We start from the raw sequence: 24,232 nt of genomic DNA on the forward strand, positions 1-24,232 counted from the left end.
GTAAATTCCTCGATTACTTGAATCTGCTGCACTCTGTACAACAGAATTCTGCGAAAGAGCCGTGAACCGGCAAAATTCCGGAAATCAGTTGTACGAAATGCAACAGAATATGCTTTTGGGCAGGAAGATGACCATTCTAATGTATGAATTACAATCACTCGACTACCAGTTGCTATTAATGGTGCAATTATAAATTTTAGGTAACCGTTGAAAAATACAGCCGCCTATTACAAGGGACGCGCACCTGAAGGCGCGGGTCCCCGTAACCGGCGGCTGTCTGTTGTAACCCTAGGCAGGCTACTGTATAGTATCCTGCCGGGAGTGAGGCGCCCTCGCAGCTGCACGGGCGCTGCTCTGCCATGAGCCGCGGATATCCCGCGTCTCATCCCAGCTCTGCTGCTCCGCTATGGAGCGCAGCATCGGCTCGATCCAGAGGGCGGCGGCTGCGTAGCCGCCCAGTGCGCGCAGCTGCGCCTCCAGGGGAGACCAGGCTGTGCGCAGAGGGGTTTTGTCGCCGCTGTAGAAGGCGGCATGCAGGGCCTCCCGGTCCAGCGGGCGCAGCGGTAAGTCTTCATAGTGGCTCACGATCAGGTGAGCCAGACTGACCGCGCCTTTGGCGATGACCGGGGAGACCAGGAAGCTCGGCAGGGTCCGGTATTCGAAGCCGCCATGCGGCTGCCGCCGGAAATCGCCGAGCACGCCATAGCGGGGACGCCGGGCCGCAGCCCGGACGTCCTCGAGCAGGAACAGGGGAAGCGCGAGATAGTTGTCGAGCGCGCGCAGGAGCGGCGCACACAGCGTGACGCCGCTGAAGTGCAGGTGGCCGCCGAGGGCCCAGCCCCGCAGCGGCATACCTCCCGCCCGCCAGCGGAGCGAGCGGTCGGTGATGAGCCGGTCCGCCTCGCGTGCGGCGGACATGAGCTGCGCCAGCAGCGCGCGCGGTTCCCCGCGCGGCTCAGGGCGCAGCTCCGCCACCGGGAACACGCCGTGCGTTCCCGGGGGTCCGGCGTCGCAGCCTGCGACGCCGTCCATGGGCAGGTACCGCGACGCCGGCACGACGCGGCCGTTAGATTCCCGGAGCAGCAGGAACTCCGGGTCCATGCCCATCAGCAGCCCGGGGCGGCCCGGCTGCTCAAGACCAAGCCTGAGGTCTAGCTCCGCTGAGGCTGACCGGTACGGTTCCGGCAGCGGTCTGCCGGGTGCAGCCATCACGGGCGTAATGGCTGTCACCACATACCGCCGCCCTCCCATGGCCCGCAGCTCCACCTCACCGCTGTCCAGTCCCAGAGTGTACAATGCCCGCACCGCTACGCTGCGGAGTACCCCTGCCGCCCCCCGCAGCTCCCCTCCCCCATAACCTAAACTGCTCTCCCCATACAAACCCTGCCCTGCTGCTTCCGACCCGCCATCCCCATACTCACCCAGCCTCGCTGCTCCCGACCCACCATACCCGTACTCACCCAGCCTCGCTGCTTCCGACCCACCATGCCCGTACTGACCCAGCCTCGCTGCTCCCGACCCACCATGCCCGTACTCACCCTGCCACGCTGCTCCCGACCCACTATCCCCATGCTCACCCCGCCCTGCTACTCCCGAACCATCATTCCCATACGCATCCCGCCCATCTGCTCCCGACCCACTATTCCCATGCTCACCCCGCCCTGCTACTCCCGACCCATCATTCCCATACGCATCCCGCTCATCTGCTCCCGACCCACCATCACTATACTCACCCTGCCCACCTGCACCTGACCTGCTAACCCTATACTCACCACGCCCCACAACTCCCGACCCAATATGCCCGTACTCACCCCGCCCTTCACCGCCTGCCCCAACATCCCTGCACTCCCCCTGCCCTGCGGCTCCCGGAGATACTCCGCTCATAGCTGCCCCAGCTCCGAGCGGCTGACATTCCAGCACAGCCAGATTGAAGATAACAACGCGGTAGTGCTGTCTGTAGCTTGTAGGGTCTTGTCCATGAGAATATGTATGACTACTATCTCTTGCATGCGTCCGCCCTGCACGCCTGCCGATCGAATCCGAATCTGCCTCAATCCCGCAGCGCCGGAGCCTGCACTCCATCTCCTCCGGTGTAAGCTGCCGGAATAAGTCCAGTCCTTCGTTCATCCCCATCCCTCCGCCACTTCTCCCTGAAGAATCATTTATAGCATGAAACCTATACATTCAAATAATTTAAAAAAAGAGGGCATTCGCCCTCTACGCCGCTGCCCTCTCTACATATAATGGAGCATAACCCACACAGTACCAGCAAGGCAGCGGCGTACTCTTTCCTACAATTCATCATCCAGAGCGTCAGGGTCCAGATCATCGTAATCAAAGCTCTCACCGTCGAAATCATAATCCTTGTCTTCCAGATCATCACTTTGGTCACTGACATACACGCGGACCTTGGTCTCAGCCACCAGTTCCGCCTCGAACTCGCGTTCCACCCGGAGAGTCACACTGCCTCCGCCCGGAGATACCCCGGCTTCCACACAATTGGGTTCCTGCGTTGCCTCCGCAGAGACCTGTGCCGTGGAAGCACGATGTCTCGGGTCCAGGTACGACAATGGAATAAGCTCCACATAGGAGACCGTTTCCTTGGCAACCTCGGTCTGCTTGTTTTTGTCGTACGAATACCAGATGTTCACATCATAGGTACCAATTACTTCGATTCCGTTCCCGGCGGCAACCGCTTCGTACTGGTGGTTGATAATCCATGCCCCCAGAATACTAGTCGGATGATGTGGCGGAGTCACGGTATGGGTTGCGGTAGAGAACTTACGACCTTTGCCGCAAATTGCCTTCGTAATGATCTCCCTTGTTTGACGTTTATGGCTTAATGACATCTTTGAACCTCCTCCATACAATCATTCACTATCAAGTGTATGCACGTTCTGGGCATTTGTTGATTGTTAGAGTAGAAATAAATTTGGGTAAGCCCTCGAAGGCCGTTAATTAAGCTCTCTGCTTCATTTTATTGCCGGATTTAGCCAGTTATGAGTCCTCTTGCCCGAAAAAAACAAAAGTAGCGAATTCCCCAAACCTAGGGAACCGCTACTTTTATTTGTGAGAAGACAAGGTGAAATGGCCTTGCCGCCCTGATAAATAGTTTTTAAATCATGTGCGATTTAGATATAGATAAGACGCACTTCAGACTTGTACCTGAAGCCTGGCCGTCACTGCGGTGAACATTTGGACTTTCGGCCGCTGTTGTCACCAGATTTCTTGATTTAAACCGCTCCTCGCGGATGAAATCCGGTGACAAAGGCGGTCGCTACCGCTCCTACAGTTCCAAATTTCCCCTCCGCTTCTTTTGCTTTTTGTTTATTTCTTTAGTGCTTCTTATATAGTCTATAACTCTCCAGTCCGGATAGTCCTTACACCTACTGCGACAGCACACGGACCACCCCAAGCTGCCGCTCACGGCTCAGGTCAATGAAATCCTCCCCGATATTCACCAGCGGACGCAGCGGGTCATGAGCCAGAATCATGATGATTTTGCCGATCCGCCCATCCGTAAGCAATACCTCGTTGCCGATCATGGATTGCATCAGCTTATTAATGAAGACACTGCAAATATACGGGTCTAGCTTGCTGTAGGCATTGTCGTCCATCTGCTTCAGCACCTCATATAACGGCGCCGCTGTGCGGTAGAAGCGGTCTGAGGTCATCGCATGGAAAATATCCGCAACCGCAACGATCTTGCTAAAGTCTGTAATCCGGTGTCCCAGCACGCCGAAGGGATATCCGCTGCCGTCCATCCGCTCGTGATGCTGCAGGGCAACCAGTGCCTGCATGTGTGTGGTGCCCACCGTATCACGGATCATCTCATAGCCATAGGTGGTATGCTTCTTCATCAGGGCATGCTCTTCCTCGTTCAGCGGACCCGGCTTGGTGAGGATCTCGGCGGGAATCATAATTTTGCCGATATCATGAAGCGTTGCGGCAATCGTCAGCATGCTTAGCTCCTCCGGCTTCAGCTTCAGCCATTTGCCGAGCAGCGTAGAGATGATGCCCACCGCAACATTATGCCTGTATGTATAATCATCCTTGGTCTGCAGCGCAGACAATATTCCGTAGAAATCATTCTTCTCGCTGACCTGCTGGATAAACGGTATGACTTCATTTCTTAGCTCCAGCATGGGCAGCCTTTTGGTCTTGGTGTAGCGCAGCTGTTCAAAAATATTCTCCATCGCCGCCGTACAGTCATCCACGGCCAGCTGATAGAACGCGGCGCTGTCCACCTGAAGCACATCCTGCGGCTCCAGAACGATTTTGTGCTGGCTGATCAGGCGGATATGCTCCCCGGTGAGCAGAGTCAATGCCGGCAGGACAAACACGCCGCTATGATTAAAAAGATTCGCTACAAGCTGTTTGCCGATATACTGTTCATTGCTGTTATTCATATTCCTCACCTGCCAGTGCAGGATGTCCACCGGGGTGAACCCTGCAGTAATTGGGAAGCTTCGCGGCCTCATCTATACCTTCTACAGATTCCTCTATTTGGACATCACTAAATAGTAAGCTCACAGTTTGTGCTTATCTTTCTTATCGTTATTTTACACCGGAATATGAATACCTGACGCTGAATTAACATGGTTTTTGCTCACGCCTTCCCCTTGGAGGGCTGCTTGTCCTTTACCGGCCGGTGGTCTACCGGACTTTTATACCGTTTGGCAATCTTAAGGTATAATGCAAGCTCACGGCACAGCTGCAGAATGGCGGAACGGATCTCGAATTCCTCACGGGAATCCGGCAGCTCCATCTCCTGGAACTCCTGCTGCAGCTCCTCCAGCAGCCGCTCGGTCCGCCCGGTATATTCTTCAGCCAGTACATCCCCGCTGAGCTGGTCGAACAGCTCCCCGACCATATCTCCATGCGGCAGCTGGCGGTACACCTGCGAGAGAAGCTGCATCATATTCTGGATCGACTCCAGCTGCTCCTTGCGCATATAGAAATACACGTTCCAGGCTTCATCCGGATGAATTACATGGTTCTCCATCTCTCTTGAAGCTGCGCTCAGCCCCTTCTCCACAGCTTCACCCGCTCCAATCAGTTCTTTCCCGTCCCAGAGATAAGCGGGATCACGCAGCGTTCTGGCGATCTGGCGGAAGATCACCGAGAAGTAGCCGTCCACCTCTTTGCGGATACCGGCAATCATCCCGCCGGTCTGCGGCATATAGATGAAGTTCACCAGTCCGGCCGAGCCGAGTCCAATAATCAGCAGCTCGACCTGCTGCAGCAGAATGTGGACCGTGATATCTGCTTGTCCAAACACACGGAACACAATAACAGAGCTTGTGACAATTCCTTCCTTGAAGCCGGATTTGACGATAAGCGGGAAGCCGAACAGTACGTACAGTCCGAGCACCCAATAATGAAAGCCAAGGGCGAAGAACAGAATACAACCCAAAAAGAGTCCCACCAATGAGGCGAAAAAGCGTGCCGTAATCGTGCGTAGACTCCTTTTGCGGGTCGTTTCAACCCCTAGAATAGCCAGCAGTCCCGCGCTTTGCGCATTCGGGATGCCAGCGGCGGCTGCCAGCAGAATAGACAGCAGAGTTGCAGCCGCCGTTTTGATAATACGAAATCCCATGTGAATACCTCTCCTACACCGTTAAGCTTCTTCATGCAATTAAAGATATAGTTATGGTACAAGATTTTGCCAAGAGACACAATATTACATGATTCTTACCGCCTCGACAGGAGCAGCTTCTCCACATACACCACCAGCTGATACATGGCTGTAGCCACCGCCGCAATGATGAGCAGGCTGGACATGACCAGGGTGAAGTTGAACACCTGAAAGCCGTAGATGATCAGATAACCAAGCCCGGACTTCGCCACCAGGAATTCACCGACAATGACCCCGACCCAGGACATACCGACATTCACCTTTAATGTAGAGACCACTGTAGGGAACGAAGCCGGAAGAATCACCTTATTGAACTCCTGGCTTTTGGAAGCCCCGAAGGACCGGACCACCTTGACCAGATTCGGGTCTACACTGCAAAAGCTGTTGTACACTACAAGCGTTGTAATAATCACCGTGATAGATAACGTGGTGACCACAATCGCGGTGAAGCCTGCGCCGAACATGACAATGAAGATCGGACCCAGCGCCACCTTCGGCATACTGTTGAATACCACCATATAAGGATCAAGGACGGCGGATAAAAAAGGTGACCACCAGATCACGACAGCAAGCAGCGTCCCGAGCAGGGTCCCCAGAATAAATCCCACCACTGTCTCACCAACGGTCATTCCCAGATGCGGCCACAGGCTGCCGCTGAGCATGTCGCTCCAGATTTGCCGGAAGACCTTCGTCGGATAACTGAACAGCAGCTCATCAATCCAGCGCAGCCGGGCCCCGGCCTCCCAGAGCGCAAAGAACAGCAGAAGCAGGCTGCTTCTGACCATAAGCACCTGACTCTTGCGGCGCCGCTTCTTCTTCCTGTAATCCGCATGTTTCTGTTCCAGCCACTGGGCACGGGAGGCCGCCTCTAGGGTCTGTGCTTCTGTACTCACGTTTCTTCCCTCCCTGCCAGCTCCATTTCCTTCCATATCTCGTGAAAAAGCTCTGCGAATCCCGGCAAATCCCGCGCATACAGCGGCGGGGTACTGCGTATCGCTTCGGGAATCTGAAAAACCTTGCGGATTCTGCCCGGATTCCGCTGGAGCAGAATGACCCGGCTGCTGACCGCGATCGCTTCAGACAGGTCATGGGTGACCAGAATAGCCGTGGTTCCCCGGCGCATCAGCGTCTCTGAGACCAGATCCTCCAGCTGCAGCTTAATCTGGTAGTCCAGCGCAGAGAAAGGTTCATCCAGCAGCAGCAGCCCGGGATCTGTGGCCAGTGTCCGCACGAGGGCGACACGCTGGCGCATCCCCCCGGAGAGCTGAGCCGGATATGCCCGCTCCTTGCCCTCCAGCCCCATATCGGCCAGCAGCTGCAGCGATTTGGCGCGTGAGCTTCCGGTGAGCCTGCCCGTCAGCTCCAGCCCGAGCAGTACGTTGTCCTGAATGGTCCTCCAGGGGAACAGATAGTCCTGCTGGAGCATGTAGCCCACCTCCGGTGAAGGTCCCGTGGTGGGGCGTCCGCTAAGCAGCACTTCGCCGCGCGAAGGCTGAAGCAGCCCGGCAATGATGGACAGGATCGTCGTTTTGCCGCAGCCGCTCGGTCCGACAAGGCTGACGAACTCGCCTTTTCCGACGCTGAGATTCAAATCCTCTATAGCAAGCGAAGCCTCGCGGTCTCCCAGATAGGCGTGCGTGACTTCCTTCAACTCCACTACTGGAAGCATACGTCCCTCACTCCTTAATGCTGCTCTCCGCTTGTTGCGCGAAGCTGTTATCAACGATCGTACCGGCCGGAATCCGTTCCTTCAGCTCCCCGGCATTGTCGATCACATCCAGCAGATTATTCCATTCCTTCTCCTCAATCACCGGGTTCACAGCATAGGTATCCTGTTCCTTATAGCGGCTGATGGCAGAGACTACAATAGTCCGGTCAATGTTGTCGAAGTAAGGCATAACCGCCTCAGCAATCTCCTCCGGACTATGAGCTTTCACCCATAGCTGGGCACGCTGGATGGCATTGGTGAACTTCTGCACTGTAGCCTGGTTCTTATGGATATAACTCTCCTTGGACATGAACACCGTATACGGCAGATAACCGCTCTCCACTCCGAAGGAGGCCACAACCTGGCCCCGTCCTTCACTCTCGAAGATAGAAGCCTGAGGTTCAAAGAGCTGCACGTAATCCCCGGTCCCTGAAGCAAAAGCGCCGGCAATATTGGCAAAGTCGATGTTCTGGATCAGCGTCAGATCTTTTCCGGCATCAATCCCCTTATTCAGCAGCGTGAATGCTCCGGCCATCTGCGGCATACCCCCTTGCCGTTGCCCGAGGAAGGTCGAGCCTTTAACTTTGTCCCATGTAAAATGACTGTCCGGCGTACGTGCAAACAAGAATGTTCCATCCCGCTGCGTTAGCTGGGCAAAATTGATAACAGGATCATCCGCCCCCTGCTGATACACATAAATGGACGTCTCCGAACCGACCAGCGCCACATCAATCGCTCCGGAGAGCAGCGCTGTCATGGTTTTGTCCCCGCCCGGTATCGTCTGCAGCTCCACATCCAATCCTTCATCCTTGAAAAACCCTTGCGACAATGCCACATATTCAGGCGCATAGAACACGGAACGGGTAACTTCGCCGATCTTCACCTTGACTGCTCCGGAATTATTGCTGCAGCCCGCGAGTACAGAGCAGCACAAGAGCACCAGCAAGAACGGAAATGACAGCCTTTTGTAACCTTTCATCCTTTTCTCTCCTTTCTTTCCGGGTCTGTCGCCCTTGCTCTATGCATATGCGGCAGTCTTTAGAAAGGTTAAAGACATCAATCGGTTAGGAGTCAAACGATAGAACAGGTGGAGGACTTGCAGATATAGATGCGTGAAGCGTATGTACGGGGATCAAGGGGAGATGGGTCCGGTGCTATGCAGCAGCCATTCAGCAAAAGCATGACATAGCTCCGCACGGGTAAGCGGGAACGCGATAATGTAATCCTGTGCGGGCTTACAGCAGCTGCGCAGAAGCCAGGCACCCGAAGCAGCCTCCAGGAAATATGCCTCCTGCAGGCTCCAGGTTCCGCCGTCCTGTGAACATAACCGCAGCTCTCCGGACACTGTCCGGTGCTTCAACACTTTGGCTAATTCAGCAGAGCTGTCAGGATCACCCGTTTCCGCCCCCAGGGATTCAGCCAGCACACACAATGTCCAGCCTCCGGCTTGGTCATTTATCTCCTCATAACTTTCTTTGGACAGGAAGAGCGCAGGAGCAGACATAGTCCGGCTATGCGCATAGTCAAAACAATTAAAAAGATAATGACAGGCCCGCTTAATCGCCTCCGGCTCCTTCAATTCGTATCCGAAGGCGTCTTCTTCACGCAGGCCTGTTATAATGGTCTTATCCTTATGTACGTGCAGGCATACATCATGCGAATACCCGTCCTCATCGAACTTCAATCTGCAGATCCGCAGTGAGCCGGAGGCTGCATGCAGAAGATCCGTAATCACTTTCCGCTTGCTTTCACCCGGGAACAGAAACTGTGCCAAACAGATTACCTCTTGATTTTTCACACTCATAATCCCTTCCTTTTTACCATAACTCCGAGTTTTTTATGTAAATGAGTGGCTTTCACAAACCTGCAAATCTATAAAACTTGCAATCTTTATGTTATCATAAGCTAATTTTAAGGTAAAATTAAGAAACACAGGGTAAGATCAATACCATGAAATACTTTTAGCGAGGTGGTTTTCAAAATGAGAATGCTCATCACATTTCAAAACAAGCTTGTCCCTGTATATTTCACAACAGAAAACAAACAGCCGACCCAAAAAGTACTTCGACTGCTCAACAGTACACTTGAACTCAAAATTCAAAAGGGTAAAAACGCCCTGCAGACCTGTTTGAATTCTCTGATCAGTATCGAAATTAAAGGCTCAGAAGCTATATTGCACAGTTACAGTGAAAATGATTCATTGGCCTTATCCCTCTACTAAACAGAGGGATATTTTTTTGCCGCTACGCCAAAAAAGCACATGCCCGCGTCATGCAGGTATGTGCTTTGTCTATGTCAGTCAGCCGATCCGCAGATTACGGTTCTCTTCTTTCTCCGCCTTTTGAATACGCAATTTGAACAGCTTCACCAGGTTGAGGCGGGTATGCTCTTCGTGACAGTGGTCCAGCTTCTTCAGGATGAAACGGTCAATGGACATATCGATCGCTCCTTTGGAGTGGGGGCTTAATCCCGTAGTACGGAGAGGGAATCATTTCCTGTTCTCCTTCTATTACCTATTTAACCGGGTCTCAGATTCCCTAAACCTGTCCCGGAAACGGCCCGGGCCGGCTTGCGAAATTTGGCAACACTATATCTTGACGGTTCAACCGGCAAATGGATTTGTGCTATAGAAGATCTGGTATGGCTGCGAAGAATAGTCTCTTGATGCAGGCAGAATTATTTTTTTATCCGACGGATATTTACAAACTAAATATTTCGTGCTATATTATCCATAGTTAATATTAAATATATACCTGAGGAGAAATCATAATGTCGAATGTTCTGTTTATCAAAGCTAATAACCGCCCTGCCGATCAATCTGTAAGTGTTCAGCTGTATAACGAATTCCTGGCCAGCTACAAGGAATCCCACCCTCAAGACCAGATTACTGAACTGGATCTGTTCGCTGAACAGCTGCCATACTACGACAACACCCTGATCACAGGAGTATACAAGGCCGCTCAAGGCTACGAAGCTACTGCAGAAGAAGCAGCAGGCGCCGCTCTTGTGAAGAAATATCTCGACCAGTTCCTGGCTGCCGACAAAGTGGTCTTTGCCTTCCCGCTCTGGAACATGACGGTTCCGGCTGTACTGCACACTTATATCGACTACCTGAACCAGGCTGGCACTACCTTTAAGTATACCGCTGAAGGTCCGGTAGGACTGCTGACAGGCAAGAAGGCTGCCGTACTTAACGCCAGAGGCGGCGTGTACTCCGAAGGCCCGGCTGCAAGCGCAGAGATGGCTGTTAACTTCATCATGGGTAACCTGAACTTCTGGGGCTTCCAAGAAACTACACAGGTCATCATCGAAGGCCACAACCAGAACCCGCAGAAATCGGCAGAAATTATTGCATCCGGCCTGCAGCTGGCTAAGACTGCAGCCGTATCGTTCTAATAACGGCACGTTACTTGTTCATATATAACTTCCAGTAAGTCTCCTTAGGGGGACTTACTCGAACCAGCACGTAAAGGCCCCGCAGCTATATTATGCTGCGGGGCCTTTACATGGATATGGTGTCCTCTCTGACGTGACCGATGCAAATGCTGAAACAGTTGGATTTTCTCCACTTCCTGCCGCACAGAAGGCACCAGACCAAACAGCAGTTGGAAAAACAACACTTAATATCCCTTAAATCGTCTAAAAAAGATTTTCGCGGGTTAACAAGCGACGTTTTTCCAACTAATTCCCTCAAACGCTCCCGAATCACCAAATTAAGATACGTTTTTCCAACTACTATTCAGGATGTTATCCACACAACCAACCATCCAACCATCCACACATCCATCCATAATTCCAACCGCCCGGGATTTTATCCCACTCAATATTCGTCCATTACCCGCTGCCAGCTATTTCCTTTGGAGCGGGGCGGCTTACTTTTGGAGGCGGCTGCCACCGTCTTGCGTTTCTGCTTCACTTCCTTGCTGTTCTGGAACTGTAACTCCTTCTGCGTCTTGCGGTAATTCAGCAGCCGCTTCTCCTCCAGCGTACCGCTGGCGACAGCCGCAAGCACCGCGCAGCCTTCCTCCCGGGTATGGCTGCAATCACTGAAGCGGCAGTCCGCTGCAAGCTTGCTGATCTCCCCGAACGCCAGGTCCAGTCCGCCTTCATCCTCCCACAGCTGCAGCTCACGCATTCCCGGCGTATCGACGATAATGCCGCCGTCCGAGAGCACAAACAGCTCGCGGTGTGTGGTCGTATGACGTCCGCGGCTGTCTCCTTCCCGCACATCCTGGGTAAGCTGCAGGTTCCGGCCGCTAAGCCAGTTGACCATCGTGGATTTGCCGCAGCCGGATGAACCGGTCAGGGCTACCGTCTGCCCGCTTCCGAGATAGGGCTGCAGCGCCTCCCGCCCGTCGCCCAGCAAGGCGCTGACCACATGTACCGGAACGCCGGGAGCCGCTCTCTCCATCTCGGCCATTTTCTCTTCGGCATCGGTACACAGGTCCGCCTTCGTCAGCAGAATGACCGGATTCGCCCCGCTGTTCCAGGCCATAATCAGGTAACGCTCCATGCGCCGTACATTGAAATCATCATTCAGCGCACTGACCAGGAATAAGGTATCGACATTGGACGCTACGATTTGCTCCTCTTGGGTCTGACCTGCCACCTTGCGCGAGATCACGCTGCGGCGGGGCAAGACTCCATGAATGACGGCATGGGTCCCTTCGTCCTGCATGGCCAGGACCACCCAGTCCCCTACCGCCGGATAGTCACCGGAACCGGTAAGCGAATGCCGGAATTTCCCTGACAGCTCTCCCCAGATCTCCCCTCTGCCGGTGATTACCCGGTACCTGCTGCCGAAATCACTGGCGATTCTGCCCGGCTCCAGCTCCCTGTCGTCCTGCTTCAGCTTCTCTGTCCATTTGCTGTTCCATTCTTCATTCCAGCCATATTGTTCAATATTCATATCTTCCTCCTGAGTAGGTTATTGTGATGCACATCCATGTATCTCCGGGCGGTATCGCTCTTCATGGCACACCAAAAACCGCCGGAACCAAGGGTTCCGGCGGCAGCAGACTCTGAGGCGGACCGGCCTTTGCTGTACAGCAAAGAACCATCCGCTGGGCAGAGTCATTCCAGGTAGCTGAGTTAGCTTCCTCCGCCAAGAGAGAGCTAACTCAGGGACCTGTGCGTGATGCACATCTGCACACGCAAAAAAGCCGCCGGAACCGAATACGGTTCCCGGCGGCTCTAAAAAGCAACATAGAGCTTACCTGCTAAGCTGGGATATCTTACTCCACAGCCGCTGTTCCCGGAAGACACGTATCCACAACAGTCGCAACCAATCCTGCAATGCTTGTATAAACTGCCATTTGACATCGTCTCCTTCCGAACTAATATGCTGTTATAATATACGGCCCGGCTGCCGTTTGTCAACAGCGTGCCTTGAATTTTATAGAATCCCCCGAAGCTCATCCAGCTCCTGAATAATGGCAATAGGCTTCACGTTCAGTGATTCATCCCAGGGATGGTTACGCTTCAGCCAGATGGTATCCATCCCGCTCTCCGCCGCTCCCCGGATATCATTCACCGGATGATCCCCGATGAATAAGGTCTGTTCAGCGGTTGACCCCAGACGCTCCAGGGCTAACTGGTAGATCCTCGGGTCCGGCTTACTGATTCCGACTTCGCCCGAAATGACAATCGTGCGGAAATAGCCGCGCAGGCCGAGCAGATCGATTTTGCCATATTGAATGTCTGTGCTGCCGTTCGTTACAAGTCCCAGCGGATATCCCCGGTCACGGCAATACTCCAGGGTCTGCACGGCATGCTTCATCATCGCCCCATGGGCGAGATAGGTCTCGTCGTAATAGTCACGAATCTCTGCTGCGGTCAAGGCCTTCTCCCAGGGGAGAACCTCACTAAGCTCCGCGAAGAATCCATCCTTGTCACGGTACCCGTCAGCATCCCTGACGATCATATCTTCCACCACCCGCGCGGTCTGCTCCTCACTCAGATGTCCCAGGAAATCCGACACAAACTTCGTGCTGAAGCTGCGGAAGGTCTGGTCACGGTCCATCAGCGTGTTGTCCAGATCAAACAGCAATGCCTGTACTTCTCTCATTCGTATGCTCTCCTTATGTATCCAATTCTGCGGTGATAACATCAGATGCTTATTGTACTACGCTCCGGGGAGCAAAGAAAAGACCATTCCGCAGGGAAGAGTAACCTCTCCTTCCGTAGAATGGCCTTGCTTATCCGGTCAGGTACGCTTCGTTCTTCAGGATTCAAAATGCTCGGCGCGATGCGTCAGCATCATTTCCTCGTCCGTAATATAGAGCGGGAACGGCGGTGTTTCCTTCAGGTACCGTTCGGTGGACAGCAGCCGGTAATGAACCTCAGGCAGCCAGGCATCTTCGAGCAGCGGCAGCTTGCCGGTGTCACTGATATAATTATCTACGGCCGACTGAACCATATCAAGGTAGTAGGGCACCAGCTTGTCAGATTCTTCAAAAATCTCATAAGTCTCACTGGACATATAGAATTTCTGCTGCGGAACCCCGCCTAAATATCGTTTGAGCCGGTTCAGGTCAATACTTTTATCCTCCAGGATTAACGCCGTACGGTTAATGGGAGCGGGCATATCTTCTTCAAATTGCCTGACAGCCTGCTTGATCTGCGGCAACGTTACGGTGAGATGAACGGGCGGCAACTTTTTCTTGGCACGTTTGAATATCATACTGAATGTCTCCTTTCGAAGCATATGTCAGATAACGCTTACAATTCCATTTTATTCGTTATTCAAACAATTAATCAGCAGTTTCACAGTTGTCATAAAAAATCCCCATTTATTAGATCATTATTTGACATTTTCCCAGCGGGTCCATAGTTCCGGCGGATTCAGTTCATAGCGCTCGTTCTCCCGGTACATGAACTGATGCATAATGAACTCCCGGCGGATCGTAGCATAATCATCATGGAACGGCTTAATGAACTCGTTGATCTCCTTCTCCGAATACACTACACCGGGCTCCAGCTTCTCCACCATATATTGCAGCGCGATTAATTTCTTCTTGTATTGTGCGGGAATCTGCCGTAATCGTCCGTCTTTGGCAAAAAAATTACGGAGGACAGATTCCTTCAGGCTATGTTCAGGCGACTCTTCTTCCATCTCCTCCACCCCCTTGGCAAAAATAAATTTCAGCGAGGCCTCAGAGCCTGCTTGAATAAATTCGGGATTCAGCTTGAAATATACCGTGTTCTTGTCTCTGCGCTCCAGGATCAGCGCGGCTTCGCGCAGCTTGGCAGCATGATGGGTCACAGTGGGCTGTGAGAGATTCAGCTTCTCGGCCAGCGCATGTCCATGAATTTCGCCCCGGGACAGCAGCAGAAGGATCCGCATACGGGTCGGATCGGACAAGGCTTTGTGGTAGGCGACGATTTTGTCTAATTGCAAGCGGTAACACGCTCCTCAGAATATTCATTAACGCAGTCTATGGGAGAATACCAGATCCTGCTGAATTCAATAGTTTAGATATATATCTAATTATATACCCATAGGGATCATTGATCAATCACCAATTTGCGGAATCCGCCGGCCATGGCAAAAAACTAAAATATAAGGTACCATTTACTGAATAGAATACTCACTTGGGAGGACATAGCTATTATGAAAGACGTTATTATTATCGGCGCCGGTCCCTGCGGACTGTCGGCAGCCATCGAATGCCAGCGCCAAGGGCTGTCCAGCTTGATTATCGAAAAGAACTTCATCGTCCACTCCATTTATTTGTATCCGACCAACATGCAGTTCTTCAGCACCACCCCGCTGCTCGAGATCGGAGATGTGCCCTTCACCTCTCCGAATGACAAGCCCTACCGCCATGAAGCGCTTGTCTATTACCGCCGCGCCGCCGCGCAGCATCAGCTCAATATCGCCGCTTATGAAGAAGCGCTGTCCGTTCTGAAGCAGGAGGATGGCAGCTTCATCGTACATACGGTCAACAAACGCGGGGAGGAGCAGCAGCACAGGGCTGCAAACGTCGTGATCTCTACCGGTTACTTCGACCAGCCGAATATGATTGGAATTCCCGGTGAGGAATTGTCCAAGGTCACCCACTATTTTGGCGAAGCCCACCCTTATTCCGGTATGAAGGTTGCTGTCATCGGCGGCAGTAATTCAGCAGTGGATGCCGCTCTGGAGCTGCTGCGGGTAGGAGCCAAGGTGGATATGGTCTACCGGGGAAGCAGTATCTCGGAGAATATCAAGCCCTGGGTGCGTCCGATCTTCGAGAGTATGGTGCAAAAAGGGAATATTACGCTGCATCTGGAGTCACGGGTAACGGAGATCACTCCGGCCTCTGTTGTCGTTACGTCAAGCAGCGGGGGTACAAGCGTTCTCGACAACGACTTCGTCCTGGCCATGACCGGCTTCCGTCCCAGTAGAGCGCTGTTGTCCTCTGCAGGTGTGCGGATGGATGACTCCCTGGACAAACCGGCCTTCAACCCCGCAACGATGGAGAGCAATATTCCCGGCATCTATGTCGCCGGAGTCATCGCTTCCGGGCGGAACGCCAACGAGGTATTCATCGAGAGCGGACGGGGACACGGCAAGCTGATCGCCGATCATATTGTGAGTACAAGGCTTACTTAGAGAAGGAGTGTATCCAAGCTATGGATATAACCTCGTTATTACTGCTGGGTCTGGCAGCACTCGGGATTATCAGCAGCAATTCTCCGATTACCATCGCCATGGTTGTGCTGCTGCTGATTAGGGTCCTGGGGCTTCAGCAGGCTTTTCCCTGGCTGGAGAAATACGGCCTTACCGTCGGCATCATCGTCCTAACTGTCGGAGTGATGACGCCGCTCGCCAGCGGGAAAATCTCCCTCCAGACGATCGGACAATCGTTCCTGCACTGGAAATCGCTGGCCGCCATCGGTGTCGGCGTACTCGTCGCTTATCTGGGCGGACGCGGAGCGGCGCTCATGGGCAGCCAGCCGACCATTGTGGCCGGACTGCTCATTGGAACCGTGCTCGGCGTGGCCCTGTTCAAAGGCGTTCCGGTCGGACCGCTGATTGCCGCCGGAATCCTGTCGCTGCTGATCGGCCGGATGTAAGGGAGGGCCGGTCCCTCAGCAAGTAGAAACAGCTTCGTCGTCCTCTTAAAGGACGGCATTCATTCCAGAGAAAAATAGAGTAGCCCCAGAAGCCGTGAAATGGCTGCTTGGGGCTACCCTTTGTTTTGTTTTTCCCATACATAGGGCCCAATGACCTTAGCGCCTGCATGTTGTATTCGGTTTTCCGCATACATTCGCCCGATTACCTTCATACCAGCACATTGTGTTCGGTTTTCCACATACATTCGCCCGATTACCTTCGTATCAGCACATTGTGTTCGGTTTTCCGCATACATTCGCCCGATTACCTTCGTATCATCACATTGTGTTCGGTTTTCCGCATACATTCGCCCGATTACCTTCATACCAGCAGAATGTATTCGGTTTTCCGCATACATTTCGCCCAAGTACCTTCGTACCAGCCTCAGGCGAGTTTATCCACCTCCCCCGTTGATTTTTACCCGGACCGCCCCTTAAGCATCCAGCCGCTGCACGTTGAACAGCCGGGCATAACTTCCTTCCAGCCCCATCAGCTCCTCATGGGTTCCGCGTTCGCTGATCTCACCATTCTCCAGCACAACAATCTGATCGGCATGGGTAATTGTAGACAGCCGGTGAGCCACAATCAGGGTCGTACGCTCGGAAGAGAGCGCCTGCAGCGCCTGCTGGATCAAATGCTCGGATTCCAGATCCAGCGCCGAAGTCGCTTCATCCAGAATCAGCACCTTGGGGTCCTTAAGGAATACACGGGCAATCGCCACTCTCTGCTTCTGTCCTCCGGACAGCTTCACTCCGCGTTCCCCCACCTCGGTATCATAGCCTTCCGGCAGCTGCATGATGAAGTCATGGGCATTGGCGGAGATAGCAGCCTTGACGATATCCTCCTCTTTCGCTTCCGGGTTACCGAACAGAATATTGTCGCGCACGGAGCCGCTGAACAGGAAATTATCCTGGAGTACCATCCCCACCGTCCGCCGCAGGCTCTCCTGGGTCAGCCCGCGGATATCCTGACCGTCCATGCGCAGACTGCCTTCATTGATGTCATAGAAGCGCGGGATCAGGCTGATCAGCGAAGATTTGCCGCCTCCGCTCATCCCGACCAGAGCCACCGTCTGCCCGGGAGCAATACTGAGATTAATATCCCGCAGCACCCACTCGTTCTCATCATTATATTTGAACCATACCTTGCGGAATTCGATCTCTCCGGCAGCCTTCAGCAGCGGCTTGGCTCCTGGTGCATCGACAATATCATACGGTTCATTGAGCAGCTCCATGACACGTTCAAGCGATGCGGAGGCCTGGGTCAGAACAGTCGATGAATTGATCAGACGGCGCAGCGGCGCATACATCCGGTCCAGATACCCGAAGAAGGCCACGAAGGTACCGAGGGTCAGATTCCCCTGGATGACCTGATATCCCCCATATCCGATGACCAGCAACGGCGCAATATCGGTCAGGGTGTTGATAATGGCGAAGGTGAAGGCGTTCCAGCGCGTCTGCGCCAGCGCTTTTTCCAGGAACCTCCCGTTGATGTCCTCGAACTGCTGCTGGTCCACCCGTTCCATCGTGAAGCTGCGGATGACCGCAATCCCCTGAATCCGTTCATGCAGGTAGCCCTGAATCACCGCAAGTGCCTGAGACCGGTCTTTGGTCAGCACCTTGAGGCGTTTGTACAGCGTATTCACGGCAATGCCATAGAGCGGCAGAATCGCAATAGCCACCAGCGTCAGCACCGGATTCAGATAGAGCATGAAGCCAAGCGCGAACAGCAGGGTGAACATATCCAGCCAGACGTTCATCATTCCGACTTCAACCAGATTCTTCGACTGCTCCACATCGTTAATGAATCTGGATATGGCCTCGCCTACCTTCGTATTCTGGTAATAGCGCAGCGACAGCCGTTGCAGATGCCCGTAGAGCTTGTTGCGCATATCGAAGAGAACCTTGCTCGTAATGAGCTGGGCAAAATACTGGCGGTAATACTCGACCGGCCCGCGGATAATCACGAACAGAATCAGAGCGCCGCCGATCACCGTCATCAGCTTCGTTACCCGCTCCGCCATGGACAGCGCAGGATTGCCCAGCAGCTCATCCACCACATATTTCAGAATCATCGGCAGCGTCAGCGGGATGCTGAACTTAATCATTCCGATAATCAGCGTGAGCACAATCCATTTCATATAAGGCCGTACGAACGTATAATAGGATTTCCATTGTTTCACAGGATGTCAGGTCCTTTCCAATTCATTCTTCATCAGGGCACAGTTGACATTTGCGCTCTGCAGTGTTTTTATAAAATATAAGGATCTACTGGCTGAGCCTAAAGACTTCTCCTTCTATTTCCCGCTGAAACGGAACCCTTCCCTCTAAGGATGGCTCCTCCGTTTCCATTTGTATGATCTAGTCACGATTGCAGTACCGAAATTCAGGAGGATAATGATGCCCAGACAATTTGTGACGGAAGCCGTCATGATGGCGATTTACGGCCAGCTTCTCGTCCCGCGGAGCCCTGTAGAATATATAGTGCCTTATACGACAATTATGGAGCTCTACGAGCTGCGGGACAGTGATGAGCCGGTAATGAGCCAGGCGAACGATGACCAGCATGTAAGACTCAGAATCCGCGAGCTGATCAATTATTTCGAGGAGCCGCTGAATGCCAAGAAGATCAATCGCTGCCTGAATATTCCCTGGGCCAAAAGCTCCGGCATTCTCCTGGGCGGACACGCGCAGATTACCATCATCAACAGCATCGACAATGCCTCCTACGGGGAAGCGTTCGATCCGATTGAGACAGAGCTGCTGCTGGCCTCCCAGCGTGAGAAGGTGCCGATTCTGACCGACCAGTTCGAGCTGATCCAGCGCATTATCGAAGGCGGTGTGCCGGTTCAGGTGTATGACATTGATGATTTCGAATTCGCCATGGAGGAAGAGACCTTCCGCAGCTCCCACTAATGCCCCATATGGTTAATCAGGCAGCATCTTACCCCGGTGCCCTGTCTCCATGTAAAAGCCCTTGCCTCACGGCAAGGGCTTCAAGCGGCGAATCCCGGCAGTGCCGGGATCTGCCCTCCAGCTATGTCCCTTATGCCACCGGCACGGGCTCGTACTTATATTCAATATCATCCTCAGCTTCTACATAGACAATGGACAGGCTGTACCCCTCCATATACCACAAATCCTGCTCTTCCATGTAGAAAATCAGGCCGCCCTGTTCAAACTGAACGGCGGGTCGTCCCGGCTGTTCGGTTGCGATTCCCAGCGAGAAGCCGGGATGCAGTCCGCCGCCCGAGCTATACCGGGGGAACAAACGGATATGCGCTCCATCCTGGAGGCTCAGTTCCCGCTTGAACCAGGCGGCTGCTTCAGGGCTAATTAACATGTTCATCTCTCTCCACTCCTCCCGTATACTCCCATCATACTCAAAAAACTTCAATTCACCAAATCGCCTGCTTTTTTCGCAGATTGTTCAAAAATACATTTGACAATTCTTAAAGTGTGATGATAAACTCTGAACATAACGAAACGTCTTCAAGTTATTACCAAAACTAAGAAAGGGTGATCTCGGTGTTTAACATGGATATGGTATACCTCGCCACTATTGTTGGAAACAACACTCAACTGAATACCGAAGCAGCCCTGGCAGTGGAGAATTCCTGATCATCATGCGTGTTATGCGTGCCGTATGAGAACAGGCTAAACGTATCTCTTACATGTCTCTGTGCTGCCTATAAGCACCGTGGACATGATAGTCGTAATTACAGGCGTATCATCCGTTTTCGGATGGTACGCTTTTTTGCATGCTTGGAGAGAGCGATCCGCTGCCTTATAACCCAGAATGTTCCGTTAATCAAGCCGGCCAACCACTATTCTCAACACGAAAGGAAGGGATTTCCCTTGTTCTCTGTACTTCGCAACCTCGGCTGGTTCTTCCGCCGGGAAAAAAGGCGCTATGCTATCGGCCTTATTCTCCTTATTGTGGTAGGTGTGCTGGAACTGCTGCCTCCACGCCTCCTGGGCAACGCTATTGACGATATTGTCAGCGGTGCTATCACAGCAGGCTCACTAATGAAATATATCGGTATGATCGTACTTATGCTGCTGATTATTTATTGGATCACCTACATATGGATGCACAAGCTGTTTGGGGGATCGAATCTGGTGGAGCGTCTGCTGCGCTCGCGCTTCATGAATCATCTCATGACCATGACCCCCGCCTTCTTCGAGCGTAACCGTACCGGCGATCTGATGGCCCGCGCCACCAATGATATCCGCGCGGTATCCGCCACTGTGGGCTTCGGGATGCTTACCCTGGTCGACTCGACCGTGTATCTCACGGTTGTCCTGTTCGCCATGGGCTTCCTGGTCAGCTGGAAGCTGACGCTGGCCGCCGTCATCCCGCTTCCGCTGATTGCAATTGCCATGGTCTTCTACGGCAAAGCCATTCATGACCGGTACAGTCTGGCACAGGACGCCTTCGGCGACATGAACGACCAGGTGCTGGAATCGGTATCCGGTATCCGCGTGATCCGTGCCTATGTGCAGGAACGGCATGACGAGAAGCGCTTCTCTGACATTACTGAGGATGTGTACCGCAAGAATATGGCTGTAGCCCGGGTCGATGCTTTCTTCGAGCCGACCATCCGCTTCTGCGTGGGCCTCAGCTACATTATCGCATTGACTTACGGAATCTTCCTTGTATTCCGCAATCAAATCACTCTTGGGGATCTGGTCTCCTTCAATATGTATCTCGGGATGATCGTCTGGCCGATGTTCGCCATCGGTGAGCTGATTAATATTATGCAGCGCGGCGGTGCGTCGCTTGAGCGGATCGACGAGACGCTGCATGCGAAACCGGATGTTAAGGATGCCGCTCATCCGGTTGCCGTGGCGAATCCAACATCCATTGAACTGAAAGATGTAACCTTCCGTTACCCGACCTCTACCATCGACAATCTGAGCGGAGTCAGCTTATCCCTGTCCCAAGGCCAGACCCTTGGCGTGGTCGGACGGACCGGCAGCGGCAAATCGACGCTGCTGAAGCAACTACTTCATGAATATCCGGCTGGTACCGGCGAGATTCTGATCTCCGGTGTACCGATCAGCCAGATTGCCCTGGATCAGCTGCACAGCTGGATGGGCTATGTACCGCAGGAGCAGATTCTGTTCTCCAAATCGGTGCGTGAGAACATCCAGTTCGGCCATGCCGGCGCGAGCGATGAGCGTATCATGCAGGCAATTACCGCCGCAGCCTTCCAGGATGACCTCGTCACCTTGTCCGACGGGCTGGATACAATGGTTGGAGAACGCGGCGTATCCCTCTCCGGAGGTCAGAAGCAGCGGGTATCCATATCCAGAGCCTTCATCGCCAATCCCGATATTCTGATTCTCGATGATGCCCTGTCTGCCGTGGATGCGCGGACCGAAGCGAAGATCATCGAGAACATCCGCGAAGAGCGCAGCGGCAAAACCACGCTCATCTCCACCCACCGCCTCTCGGCGATCGAACATGCCGATCTGATCGTTGTGCTCGAAGGCGGGCATATTACAGAGCAGGGTACGCACCAGGAGCTGCTGGAACTGAACGGCTGGTACCGCGAGCAGTTCGACCGCCAGCAGGTGGAGAATAACCTGACGAATGAATAACCATACACAGGAGGTGTCACCGTTGACACAGAGTACAGGCAAACGTCTGCTGCAATATGCACTGACCGCCAAAAAGACCTTCATCGCAGCCCTTCTGCTCCTCACCATCGGGGTAGCGGCCGAGCTGGCAGGGCCTTTTATCGCCAAGAGCATGATCGACAATCACCTGCTGGCGATTGAGAAGCCTTATTTCCAGACCGCCTCCCCGGAGGAAGCTGCTGAATATAACAACACTTACTACAAACGCGGTGACCGCTTCGAACCTACGGAAGCCAAGGGCCATGAAGTCCGCCTGCTTCAGGCAGGCAGAAGCTTCTATTTCATCAACGAAGCTGTCCCGCAGGCCGAAGGTGAGCGGAGCTTCGCGGACGGGAAGCTCCAGATCAAATACGGGGATCAGACCACGGTCTATCCGGCCGTCAGACTGTCGGCCGATGATCTGTTCTCCTTTTATAAGCCCGAGCTGCCCGGAATCTATGAACTAGTGGCGCTATACGCCATGTTCCTGGTCATCTCCATCATTGCGGAATTCGGCAAAACCTACTGGCTGCAATCGTCCGCCAATCAGGTCATCCGTAAGCTGCGGACCGATGTATACGCCCATATCCAGCGCCTGCCGGTATATTTCTTCGATAATCTGCCCGCCGGCAAGGTAGTCTCCCGGGTAACCAACGATACGGAAGCGGTCAAGGACCTGTTCATTGCCGTGTTATCCAACTTCGCTACAGGGATTATCAATATCGCCGGTGTCTATGTGGCCCTGTTCCTGCTGGATGTGAAGCTGGGGCTGGTCAGCCTGTTCATCGTGCCGATTATTATTCTCTGGATTGTGCTCTACCGCAAGATAGCAACCAAATACAATACGATCATCCGTTCACGCCTAAGTGAAATTAACGCCATTATCAACGAATCCATTCAGGGCATGTCCATTATCCGGATTTTTCGCCGCCAGAAGCAGAGCAGCGCTGAATTCGAACAATTGAATGATGATTATCTGAAATATCAGAACAAAATGCTGAACCTGAATGCCTTCACCTCGCACAATCTGGTGAATTCCCTGCGCAGTCTATCCTTCGTGCTGGTGCTGTGGTATTTCGGCTTCGGCAGTCTGGATGGCTCCACCTTCGTATCGCTTGGCGTACTCTATGCCTTCGTCGATGTCCTGGGACGGATGTTCCAGCCCATCACAGGTATGGTCAACCAGCTTGCGAATCTCGACAGCTCGATGGTCTCCGCAGGCCGTGTGTTCACGCTTATGGATGAGCCGGGAGAGCCGGTCACCGATGGTTCGATGCCGCGTTACAAGGGAAATGTCGTATTCAAGGATGTCTCCTTTGCCTATAAAAAAGACTTCGTCCTGCGCGATATCTCCTTCGAGGCGCGTCCTGGCGAAACCGTCGCCCTTGTCGGTCATACCGGCTCAGGCAAAAGCTCCATCATTAATCTGCTGTTCCGGTTCTATGACCCGCAGCGCGGAAGCATCACGATTGACGGTCAGGAGGTCACAGATCTGCCGAAGCAGTGGCTGCGCAGTCATATGGGCATCGTACTGCAGGACCCTTACCTCTTCACCGGAACGATTGCCTCCAATGTCAGTCTGGGGGATGAACGGATCTCCCGTGAGCGCGTCGAACGTGCTCTGCGCGAGGTAGGAGCCGATAAATTACTGGCCCATCTGCCGCAAGGCTTCGATGAACCGGTCATTGAGAAGGGAAGCACCCTGTCCGCCGGGCAGCGGCAGCTGATCTCCTTCGCCAGAGCGTTGTCCTTCGATCCGGCCATCCTGATTCTGGATGAGGCCACATCCAATATTGACACCGAGACTGAGAGCGTGATCCAGCAGGCGCTGGAGGTGCTGAAAAAAGGCCGGACCACCTTCATCATTGCCCACCGCCTGTCGACGATCCGCAGTGCGGATCAGATTCTGGTGCTCCACCGGGGCCAGATTGTCGAACGCGGCAGTCATGATGAGCTGATGGCGCTGGGCGGCAGATACTTCCGCATGTACCAGCTTCAGCTCGGTGCCGGTGCCGGGAACGGCTCAACAGAGCCTGCCTCTGCTCCTGTATCCGCTGATGCTGCTGCCGGACTCCGGCCTTCGCTGGAGCAGATCTAACCTCCTGGCGGGCAGCCTCTGCCGCCGGTCACTTGTATGAACAACACCCCCTGATGCGATGTTG

Annotated in this window: 22 protein-coding genes; 7 read left to right on the plus strand and 15 right to left on the minus strand. The window is 53.5% G+C overall.

Annotation, left to right across the window (positions count from 1 at the left end; genetic code table 11):
- Window positions 1-297 precede the first annotated feature (297 nt).
- The 8 genes from KDC22_RS18690 to KDC22_RS18725 all read right to left on the minus strand — a co-directional run bounded on the left by KDC22_RS18690 (window position 298) and on the right by KDC22_RS18725 (window position 9,120).
- Complete coding sequence (locus KDC22_RS18690) at window positions 298-2,127, minus strand: putative amidoligase domain-containing protein (RefSeq protein ID WP_211719977.1); 1,830 nt, start codon at window positions 2,125-2,127, stop codon at window positions 298-300.
- A gap of 164 nt (window positions 2,128-2,291) precedes the next feature.
- Window positions 2,292-2,849 carry an outer spore coat protein CotE gene (locus tag KDC22_RS18695; protein ID WP_039310097.1) on the minus strand — a complete coding sequence of 186 codons (558 nt, stop codon included), beginning with the start codon at window positions 2,847-2,849 and terminating at the stop codon, window positions 2,292-2,294.
- 537 nt (window positions 2,850-3,386) lie between these two features.
- On the minus strand, window positions 3,387-4,409 hold the full coding sequence (locus KDC22_RS18700) for an HD-GYP domain-containing protein (protein ID WP_173139608.1): 1,023 nt from the start codon (window positions 4,407-4,409) through the stop codon (window positions 3,387-3,389).
- Between the two features lie 200 nt (window positions 4,410-4,609).
- Window positions 4,610-5,599 carry an aromatic acid exporter family protein gene (locus KDC22_RS18705; RefSeq protein ID WP_173139610.1) on the minus strand — a complete coding sequence of 330 codons (990 nt, stop codon included), beginning with the start codon at window positions 5,597-5,599 and terminating at the stop codon, window positions 4,610-4,612.
- A gap of 95 nt (window positions 5,600-5,694) precedes the next feature.
- Window positions 5,695-6,531 (minus strand): ABC transporter permease, encoded by an 837-nt coding sequence (locus KDC22_RS18710; RefSeq protein ID WP_173139612.1) that lies wholly within the window; start codon window positions 6,529-6,531, stop codon window positions 5,695-5,697.
- Window positions 6,528-7,307 (minus strand): ABC transporter ATP-binding protein, encoded by a 780-nt coding sequence (locus tag KDC22_RS18715; RefSeq protein ID WP_211719978.1) that lies wholly within the window; start codon window positions 7,305-7,307, stop codon window positions 6,528-6,530. The genes KDC22_RS18710 and KDC22_RS18715 overlap by 4 nt, the downstream gene beginning before the upstream one ends.
- Window positions 7,308-7,314: 7 nt before the next feature.
- Window positions 7,315-8,325 carry an ABC transporter substrate-binding protein gene (locus KDC22_RS18720; protein WP_211719979.1) on the minus strand — a complete coding sequence of 337 codons (1,011 nt, stop codon included), beginning with the start codon at window positions 8,323-8,325 and terminating at the stop codon, window positions 7,315-7,317.
- Window positions 8,326-8,478: 153 nt separating this feature from the next.
- Window positions 8,479-9,120: a hypothetical protein gene (locus tag KDC22_RS18725; RefSeq protein WP_211719980.1), complete on the minus strand. Its 642-nt coding sequence runs from the start codon at window positions 9,118-9,120 to the stop codon at window positions 8,479-8,481.
- Between the two features lie 207 nt (window positions 9,121-9,327).
- On the opposite strand from KDC22_RS18725, the gene KDC22_RS18730 reads away from it, so the two are divergent.
- On the plus strand, window positions 9,328-9,567 hold the full coding sequence (locus tag KDC22_RS18730) for a hypothetical protein (protein ID WP_036699054.1): 240 nt from the start codon (window positions 9,328-9,330) through the stop codon (window positions 9,565-9,567).
- A gap of 78 nt (window positions 9,568-9,645) precedes the next feature.
- Here KDC22_RS18730 and KDC22_RS18735 read toward each other — a convergent pair whose 3' ends face one another.
- A complete protein-coding gene (locus KDC22_RS18735; RefSeq protein ID WP_173139620.1) occupies window positions 9,646-9,783 on the minus strand; it encodes a hypothetical protein in 138 nt (45 codons plus the stop codon).
- A 332-nt stretch (window positions 9,784-10,115) separates the two neighbouring features.
- Here KDC22_RS18735 and KDC22_RS18740 point away from each other — a divergent pair, with 332 nt between their 5' ends.
- Window positions 10,116-10,742, plus strand: coding sequence for an FMN-dependent NADH-azoreductase (locus tag KDC22_RS18740; RefSeq protein ID WP_173139621.1), 627 nt, complete (start codon window positions 10,116-10,118; stop codon window positions 10,740-10,742).
- A gap of 424 nt (window positions 10,743-11,166) precedes the next feature.
- Here KDC22_RS18740 and rsgA read toward each other — a convergent pair whose 3' ends face one another.
- The 4 genes from rsgA to KDC22_RS18760 form a co-directional block, all read right to left on the minus strand.
- Window positions 11,167-12,255, minus strand: coding sequence for a ribosome small subunit-dependent GTPase A (rsgA, locus tag KDC22_RS18745; RefSeq protein ID WP_211719981.1), 1,089 nt, complete (start codon window positions 12,253-12,255; stop codon window positions 11,167-11,169).
- Window positions 12,256-12,741: 486 nt separating this feature from the next.
- Window positions 12,742-13,413 (minus strand): HAD family hydrolase, encoded by a 672-nt coding sequence (locus KDC22_RS18750; protein WP_211719982.1) that lies wholly within the window; start codon window positions 13,411-13,413, stop codon window positions 12,742-12,744.
- Window positions 13,414-13,569: 156 nt separating this feature from the next.
- The gene (locus KDC22_RS18755; protein ID WP_173133640.1) at window positions 13,570-14,028 is read right to left on the minus strand and encodes a DUF3939 domain-containing protein; all 459 of its coding nucleotides are present in this window, start codon (window positions 14,026-14,028) and stop codon (window positions 13,570-13,572) included.
- A gap of 120 nt (window positions 14,029-14,148) precedes the next feature.
- Window positions 14,149-14,745 carry a DUF2087 domain-containing protein gene (locus KDC22_RS18760; protein ID WP_211719983.1) on the minus strand — a complete coding sequence of 199 codons (597 nt, stop codon included), beginning with the start codon at window positions 14,743-14,745 and terminating at the stop codon, window positions 14,149-14,151.
- Window positions 14,746-14,958: 213 nt separating this feature from the next.
- Here KDC22_RS18760 and KDC22_RS18765 point away from each other — a divergent pair, with 213 nt between their 5' ends.
- Both KDC22_RS18765 and KDC22_RS18770 read left to right on the plus strand, forming a co-directional pair.
- Window positions 14,959-15,942, plus strand: coding sequence for a YpdA family putative bacillithiol disulfide reductase (locus KDC22_RS18765; RefSeq protein WP_211719984.1), 984 nt, complete (start codon window positions 14,959-14,961; stop codon window positions 15,940-15,942).
- 20 nt (window positions 15,943-15,962) lie between these two features.
- A complete protein-coding gene (locus tag KDC22_RS18770; protein ID WP_173133631.1) occupies window positions 15,963-16,406 on the plus strand; it encodes a DUF441 domain-containing protein in 444 nt (147 codons plus the stop codon).
- Between the two features lie 473 nt (window positions 16,407-16,879).
- On the opposite strand, the gene KDC22_RS18775 is transcribed toward KDC22_RS18770, so the two are convergent.
- Window positions 16,880-18,628 carry an ABC transporter ATP-binding protein gene (locus KDC22_RS18775; RefSeq protein WP_281424893.1) on the minus strand — a complete coding sequence of 583 codons (1,749 nt, stop codon included), beginning with the start codon at window positions 18,626-18,628 and terminating at the stop codon, window positions 16,880-16,882.
- 217 nt (window positions 18,629-18,845) lie between these two features.
- Here KDC22_RS18775 and KDC22_RS18780 point away from each other — a divergent pair, with 217 nt between their 5' ends.
- The gene (locus KDC22_RS18780) at window positions 18,846-19,361 is read left to right on the plus strand and encodes an ADP-heptose synthase (protein ID WP_173133628.1); all 516 of its coding nucleotides are present in this window, start codon (window positions 18,846-18,848) and stop codon (window positions 19,359-19,361) included.
- A gap of 130 nt (window positions 19,362-19,491) precedes the next feature.
- Here KDC22_RS18780 and KDC22_RS18785 read toward each other — a convergent pair whose 3' ends face one another.
- A complete protein-coding gene (locus KDC22_RS18785) occupies window positions 19,492-19,794 on the minus strand; it encodes a HesB/YadR/YfhF family protein (protein WP_173133625.1) in 303 nt (100 codons plus the stop codon).
- Window positions 19,795-20,303: 509 nt separating this feature from the next.
- Here KDC22_RS18785 and KDC22_RS18790 point away from each other — a divergent pair.
- The gene (locus tag KDC22_RS18790; RefSeq protein WP_173133622.1) at window positions 20,304-22,052 is read left to right on the plus strand and encodes an ABC transporter ATP-binding protein; all 1,749 of its coding nucleotides are present in this window, start codon (window positions 20,304-20,306) and stop codon (window positions 22,050-22,052) included.
- Between the two features lie 22 nt (window positions 22,053-22,074).
- Entirely contained in the window at window positions 22,075-24,168 is a 2,094-nt protein-coding gene (locus KDC22_RS18795) for an ABC transporter ATP-binding protein (protein ID WP_281424894.1), read from the plus strand.
- The last annotated feature ends 64 nt before the right edge of the window (window positions 24,169-24,232 follow it).

Source organism: Paenibacillus tritici, assembly GCF_018207515.1.
Classification (GTDB): domain Bacteria; phylum Bacillota; class Bacilli; order Paenibacillales; family Paenibacillaceae; genus Paenibacillus_AQ; species Paenibacillus_AQ tritici.